Consider the following 7509-nt stretch of genomic DNA (forward strand, 5'->3'; position numbering starts at 1 on the left):
TTTCATGTCAACTTTACAAGTACCGAAATTAAATACGAAAGATCTTTTAACACTAGAAGAATTAACGAAAGAAGAAATTATTTCTTTAATTGAGTTCGCTATATATTTAAAAAAGAATAAGCAAGAGCCTTTATTACAAGGCAAAATATTAGGGCTTATTTTTGATAAGCATTCAACTCGTACTCGTGTATCTTTTGAAGCGGGAATGGTACAACTCGGGGGACATGGTATGTTTTTAAGTGGGAAAGAGATGCAAATGGGAAGAGGAGAAACCGTTTCAGATACTGCGAAAGTATTATCGCAGTATATTGACGGGATCATGATACGTACATTCTCACACGCGGATGTAGAAGAGCTTGCAAAAGAATCTAGTATTCCTGTTATTAACGGTTTAACGGATGATCATCATCCTTGTCAAGCATTGGCAGACCTAATGACAATATATGAAGAAACAAATACATTTAAAGGAATAAAATTGGCTTACGTAGGTGACGGAAATAATGTATGTCATTCATTGTTGCTAGCGAGTGCAAAAGTCGGAATGCATATGACTGTTGCAACGCCTGTAGGATATGAACCGAATGAAGAGATTGTAAAAAAAGCGTTAGCGATTGCCAAGGAAACAGGAGCTGAAATTGAAGTTTTGCATGATCCTGAATTAGCGGTGAATGAAGCAGATTTCATTTATACTGACGTTTGGATGAGCATGGGGCAAGAGGGCGAAGAAGAGAAATATTCTTTATTTCAACCTTACCAAATCAATAACGAACTTGTTAAGCATGCGAAACAAACATATCGTTTCTTACACTGTTTACCTGCCCATCGTGAAGAAGAAGTAACAGGAGAAATTATAGATGGACCACAGTCTATCGTCTTCGAGCAAGCTGGTAATCGATTGCATGCTCAAAAAGCGTTATTAGTGAGTTTATTTAAAAATGTAGAAGAGCCTTCCTAAAAGGGAGGTTTTTTTATATTAAAATGTCGGATGTATATTTGGTTAACCATTTCGATATCATTTATAATAAAAGAGAAAACTAAATTTGTTTTTCAGAGTGTGTAAGGACATACTACATATAAAAATATAGTTAAAGAGATGATGAGGGTGAAAACAACTAAGAAAACATATTCGTTTTTTCAGCGGATGTGGAGAATATTAAAGTTTCAATATTATAAGTTGCTTCGATCGCCAGAAGGCGCAAAGAAAGTATCGTTAGGGTTTGCTATAGGATTCGGCTTAGAAATGTTAGTCATTTATACGGCATCGCTCGTATATGTAATATTTTATCCAATCGTCAGGTTAGCAAAGGGATCTTTTCCTGCGGCAGTTATTGGCAATATTATTGGGAAAATATCGTTTCTCCCAGTATTTTTATTTCCGCTTGCGTATACGCTAGGAAAAATGATTTATCCATTCCATGTACAGAAAATTCATCATGAACCATTTACGATATCGGACTTGTTTTCAAGTCACATTTTTACGATATTAAAGAGCTTATTACAAAGTGAAGTGTATGTATTAATTGGAATGACGATTTTAGGAGTTGTGTTTGGTCTCATTTCGTATTTCGTTGTGCATTATTTATACGAAAAGAACCGTAAGTTACGCTTGAAGAAAAGGAAGAAACGAGTGAGAGAACCACTTGTACAATTATAAACAATGTCACATTCATTTTCTCCTTTGAATATGTTTAAGAAAAAGGAGGAGAGGATAATGTATTATTATTACGTACCTCAAGTATATCCATATGTAAATTATTATCGGGTTTATGATACGAGTAGACAATACGAATTATATCGGCAACAACAATTACAGCAATTATCACAAATACCACAACAACAGCCTACACAGGAAAAAAAACCATATTTAACAACATGGCCATATTCCAATGTATACTATGGTAACTATTACGAATCATAAAGCTGCTTCTATTTAGAAGCAGCTTTATACGTTTGTTTTCAAAATTAAATTTTGAATGGTTTGAAGAGAATGAATGAGCTTTTCGCGCTCTTCCTCAGATAATGTTTGGAAATTTTCTTTTAGTTTGTCTAAAATGAATTGCTGATACTGATTTACTAATAATTTCCCTTCAGCTGTTAGGGAAATTAAAATGACCCGTCGATCTTTTTCGCTATAATGACGCTCTATTAGTTCTTCTTGAATAAGTTTGTTTAATAGAGGTGTCATGTTAGGCCGTGAAATCGCTAGCCGCTTGCCGATTTCGGAAACTGCTAATGTGCCGTTTTCATGCAAAAGCAGTAATACTTGTGTATGTGATGGCGGCATATGTCTTTGAGAAGAAAATTCTCCAGGAAGCATAAATTTGCGATAAAAAAGAGGCACTAGCGAAAGAAGATGATCAACAATACGTTCCCACTCGCGTGATTCCATATAAAGGCCCCCTTCCACTATCATTGTAACAAAAAAGACATGTTATAAAAATAGAATTGTTTCATGGTCGCTTTAATATTTGTAGGATAACACTTGCTTTGTAAATGTATTGGCAATAATCGCATAGCCGTTATCATTTGGGTGTACTTGGTCAAATAATAACTCTTTTTTATCATTCGATATTAATTTACGAATTGGTAAAACGATAGATGGTTGATTTGCTTTGGAAATGGAATAAACAGATTCATTCCAGCCATCTAAAAACATATCTGCATAACTTGCGATGGAGTCATCGAGTTGTAACGGGTTATAGAGTTCTGAGAGAATGAGTAAAGCATCCGGATTTTGATCTCGAACTGTCTTTACAATACTTTTTATATCCGCTTCAAAATGGGCTTTTTCTTTATTTAACATTTTTATACCATCTATAACACCAACATCACGATTTAAACGAAATAAATTATTTCCTCCAATATTAATTGTAATTATATTTGCTGCTCTAATTTTTTCCTTTACATCTTCTGATTGAACTTTTTTAGCGAGACGATCTGTTGTAAGACCGTTTACCCCAAGGTTTTCTACTGTAATTGGTTTATGAATTTGTGCTTCTATTTGCTTAGAAGCTAATTCAGCAAATCCACCTTGTGTCGATCCATATCCTTTAGCGAGTGAATCACCTAATACAAGATGATAAAAAGATTCATTTGTTTGCTTATCAATCCAATTTGGGGCAGATGTTTTTTCTGTTTTTTCTTCAGATTCATTTTGTTTTGTCTCGTCGTTCTTTTCAAAATAAGAATAAGAAATGATCAGAAGGAGGAGACAAACAATTGTTAAGATGACTTTTTTCATAAATTCATCCTCCTTGTAATTGGTAATTGTATCATATTCAGCAGTATTAGCAATGTAAGGGCATATTATATGTTTATGAAAAGTTTATAATAACTTTACAGAAAATTTGTTGAAGTTTGTCAAAAAATATTGACGATAGGAAAGAACTTTATATATGATAATGTCAGATAAGGTGAAACTTTAATTAGTGGGAGCTTTATTTCCGATTAATTAATGGTCTTCATCAATCGGGCGTTTAAGGGGACTACTCGTTAGCGCAGGGTGAAATGAAAATTGTGTCTCTAATAGAAGAAAAAAGGTATGTGGTTAGAGACAGATAGGGATTCATTTCATTATTTTTGGTAATTGTATAAGGGGGATTTTTTGTGAAAAAGTCAAAAAAAATGCTAGCTGGAGCAACTCTTGCGATTGGTGTTATAGCGCCGCAAGTAATGCCAGCAACAGCTCATGCAGATGAGAACACTGGGGAGAGTACAGTTAACTTACGAATTCTAGAAACATCAGATATTCACGTTAACTTAATGAATTACGATTATTATCAAACGAAAACAGATAATAAAGTAGGACTTGTACAAACGGCAACACTCGTTAATAAAGCACGTGAAGAAGTGAAAAACTCTGTCCTATTTGATGATGGGGATGCATTACAAGGGACACCGCTTGGGGATTACGTAGCGAATAAAATAAAAGATCCGAAGAATCGTGTGGATCCTAGTTATACACATCCATTATATCGTGTAATGAATTTAATGAAGTATGACGTCATCTCTCTTGGGAATCATGAATTTAACTATGGTTTAGATTATTTAAACAAAGTGATTGAAAAAACGGATTTCCCGGTTATTAACTCGAATGTATATAAAGTTGACCATGATGATAAGGAAGAGAACGATGAAAATTATTTTAAACCATATCATATTTTAAAGAAAGAAGTAGTGGATGAAGCAGGCCAAAAACAAATAGTGAAAATTGGTGTAATGGGATTTGTTCCACCACAAATCATGAACTGGGATAAAGCGAACTTAGAAGGAAAAGTAAAAGCGAAAGACATCGTCGCAACAGCAAGAATAATGGTGAAAAAAATGCAAAATGAGGGTGCGGATATTATCGTTGCATTGGCTCATTCAGGCGTCGATAAGAGCGAATATAAAGAAGTGAATAAAATGGAAAATGCATCATATCATTTAGCAACACAAGTTCCTGGCGTAGATGCAGTATTAATGGGACATTCACATACTGAAGTGCAGGATATATTTAATGGTGTTCCAGTTGTAATGCCTGGCGTTTTTGGCAGTAACTTAGGTATTATTGATATGCAATTGAAAAAGGTAAACGGAAAATGGGAAGTACAAAAAAAGGATCAACCTAAGCCAGCACTTCGTAAGATTGCTGATAGTAAAGGTAATCCGTTAGTACAGTCGGATCAAAAATTAGTTAATGAAATTAAAGATGAACATGAAAAGACAATCGAATATGTAAATACACCTGTAGGTGAAACGAAAGCACCAATTAATAGTTATTTTTCATTAGTACAAGATGATCCTTCCGTACAAATTGTGACAAATGCGCAAAAATGGTATGTAGAACAAGAACTTAAAAAACCAGAGTACGAAAAGATTAAAGATATTCCGGTTTTATCTGCAGGTGCACCATTTAAAGCAGGTGGCCGAAACGGTGCTGCATATTATACTGATATTCCAGCTGGAACGTTAGCAATTAAAAACGTTGCAGATTTATACGTGTATCCAAATACGTTATATGCTGTAAAAGTAAATGGGGCACAAGTGAAAGAATGGCTTGAAATGTCTGCAGGTCAGTTTAATCAAATTGATCCAAAGAAAACAGAAGAACAGCCGTTAGTAAATATAGGCTATCCTACATATAACTTTGATATTTTAGATGGTTTAAAATATGAAATTGATGTAACACAACCGCCGAAATACGATAAAGATGGAAAAGTTGTAAATGCAAATACGAATCGTATTGTAAATATGACATATGAAGGTAAACCAGTAGCTGATGATCAAGAGTTCATCGTTGCTACAAATAATTATCGTGGAAGTAGCCAGACGTTCCCGGGTGTAAGTAAAGGGGAAGTTGTATATCAATCGCAAGATGAAACACGTCAAATTATTGTAAAGTATATGCAAGAAACGCCAGTTATTAACCCGACAGCAGATAAAAATTGGACGTTTAAACCGATTGTTGCAGATAAATTAATTACAACATTTGATTCTTCACCAAAAGCAAAAGAGTATATAAAGAAAGATGGAAAGATTTCATATGTTGGACCATCTGAAAATGAATTTGCTAAATATGCAATTGATATAACGAAGAAGAATGATGATAAAGAAACTGGTGAAGGAAATCCAACGACACCGCCAACAGGTAATGGAGAAAACCCAACACCACCAACAGAAGAAGGTAATAATGGTAATGAACCAAAGCAAGATGGAAATAATACCGGATCTGGACAAACTACAACAGATGATCAAAATACAAAAGAAACAACAACAACTGTAAGTGAAAATAAAGAAGCTGAAAAAGATGAACGTGATTTACCGAAAACAGGTGCAAGTATTGCTTCTACAATTGGAGCTGGTCTTGCGTTTGTTGGAGCGGGATTACTTATGTTATTTAGAAGAAAGAAAGCGAATAGATAGTCGAGAAATATAAAAAGGATTACCGATTTGGTAATCCTTTTTGTTATATTATGAAACTGGTACTGCTTTTTCTTTTTTCCATGAAAGACCGAATCCAGTAAAACCGACGATAATGGTTACGACTGGACAAGCTAAACAGAAGATTGCGTATGGCAGGTAATCGAATGTTGGAACGCTAAGAACATTTGTTAAGAATACGCCACTGACACCCCATGGTACGAGTGGATTAATTACTGTACCAGCATCTTCTAATACTCGTGATAAATTACGACGCTCTAAACCGACTTCATCGTATTTATTAGCGAATGCTTGTCCTGTTAAAACGATGGATAAGTACTGCTCACCAAGTAAGAAGTTTACACCAATTGCAGTTGAAGCAGTAGAAATAATTAAGCGTGTACTAGTTTTTACGAAGCTAGAGATAATATTCATCAGCTGCGCTATAATGCCCATTCCTTGTAATAATCCTCCCATACAAAGAGCTAGGAAAATAAGAGCAATTGACATCATCATACTTTGCAGGCCACCGCGAGATAATAAGCTATCAATATCTTTGATACCAGTTTTAGAAACGTAACCGTCTTGCATAATTTTCATTAAATCAGCTAAAGAAGTGCTAGGTTTAAAAATAAAGAGAATAATAATTCCTACCACAATTCCTGCAAGTAATGTTGGAACTGCGGGTACCTTTTTAAATGCGAATAGGAACAGTAATAAAATAGGAATAAGTGTAACGATAGAAATCGTTGCATTTTTTTCTAGTGTATTAATAAATGCTGAGAAATCAACGTTTCCACCAGATCCGCTTCCTAAAATGAAAAATGCGATAAAAGCAATAATGAAAGCTGGCACTGTTGTCCAAAGCATGTTACGAATATGTTCAAATAAATCTACACCCGTTACAGCAGGCGCTAAGTTTGTTGTATCAGATAAAGGAGACATTTTATCTCCGAAGAATGCACCAGAAATAATTGCACCAGCAATAAGAGCTGGATCGTATCCAAGGGCAGTACCCATTCCCATAAAAGCAAGTCCTACAGTTGCAGCAGTTGTAAAAGCACTACCGATACTCGTTCCAACAATTGCACAAACAACAAAAACAGTTGGAACGAAAATTTTTGGAGATACAAGCTGGAAGCCGTATACCATTAAAGTCGGAATAGTTCCAGCTGCGATCCAAACGCTAATTAATACGCCTACAAGTAAGAAAATAAATATAGATGGAATACCAGCTGAAATACTACTAATCATCCCTTTCTCCATAGTAGACCAAGAGATTCTCTTCAGGAATCCAAATGCTAATAAAAGAACGATACCAAATAAAATTGGGATGTGTGGTGAAACTTCTAATTGAATAACACTAAAACCAATACAGAAAAAGATAAAAATTGTTAAAAGAACAGACTCAATTTTTGAAACCATTGTTTTCCCCTCCTAAGTAATGTGAAATAGCTCTTTTTTATATAAAATTCGCCAATATTGTATATTTCCTTCTAAATTTTAGAATTTTGTGACAAATTACCGGTAATTGTTGGTTCTTCTATATGATGCGGAAATGATTGGATAAAAAAACGTCCTTGCATATAATTATGCAGGGACGAAGAA

The 7509-nt window shown here is 34.6% G+C and carries 7 protein-coding genes; 4 read left to right on the top strand and 3 right to left on the bottom strand.

Annotated elements, in window-relative coordinates; all coding sequences use genetic code 11:
- Positions 1-4: 4 nt before the first annotated feature.
- From argF to MR160_RS17835, 3 genes are all read left to right on the top strand, one after another.
- Entirely contained in the window at positions 5-955 is a 951-nt protein-coding gene (argF, locus tag MR160_RS17825) for an ornithine carbamoyltransferase (RefSeq protein WP_016098950.1), read from the top strand.
- Between the two features lie 138 nt (positions 956-1093).
- Positions 1094-1654, top strand: coding sequence for a DUF2062 domain-containing protein (locus MR160_RS17830; protein ID WP_003309896.1), 561 nt, complete (start codon positions 1094-1096; stop codon positions 1652-1654).
- Between the two features lie 57 nt (positions 1655-1711).
- Complete coding sequence (locus MR160_RS17835) at positions 1712-1918, top strand: hypothetical protein (protein ID WP_242297818.1); 207 nt, start codon at positions 1712-1714, stop codon at positions 1916-1918.
- Between the two features lie 24 nt (positions 1919-1942).
- Here MR160_RS17835 and MR160_RS17840 read toward each other — a convergent pair whose 3' ends face one another.
- The gene (locus tag MR160_RS17840) at positions 1943-2389 is read right to left on the bottom strand and encodes a MarR family winged helix-turn-helix transcriptional regulator (protein ID WP_000445819.1); all 447 of its coding nucleotides are present in this window, start codon (positions 2387-2389) and stop codon (positions 1943-1945) included.
- 72 nt (positions 2390-2461) lie between these two features.
- Complete coding sequence (locus MR160_RS17845; protein ID WP_000755850.1) at positions 2462-3241, bottom strand: GDSL-type esterase/lipase family protein; 780 nt, start codon at positions 3239-3241, stop codon at positions 2462-2464.
- 365 nt (positions 3242-3606) lie between these two features.
- Between MR160_RS17845 and cpdB the strand changes: the two genes are divergently transcribed.
- The gene (gene cpdB, locus MR160_RS17850; protein ID WP_242297820.1) at positions 3607-5904 is read left to right on the top strand and encodes a bifunctional 2',3'-cyclic-nucleotide 2'-phosphodiesterase/3'-nucleotidase; all 2298 of its coding nucleotides are present in this window, start codon (positions 3607-3609) and stop codon (positions 5902-5904) included.
- Positions 5905-5952: 48 nt separating this feature from the next.
- Here the strand turns inward: cpdB and nhaC are convergent, their stop codons facing one another.
- Complete coding sequence (gene nhaC, locus MR160_RS17855) at positions 5953-7326, bottom strand: Na+/H+ antiporter NhaC (protein ID WP_000253737.1); 1374 nt, start codon at positions 7324-7326, stop codon at positions 5953-5955.
- Positions 7327-7509 lie beyond the last annotated feature (183 nt).

It is taken from the genome of Bacillus cereus group sp. BfR-BA-01382 (assembly GCF_022663475.1).
Taxonomy (GTDB): Bacteria; Bacillota; Bacilli; order Bacillales; family Bacillaceae_G; genus Bacillus_A; species Bacillus_A thuringiensis_S.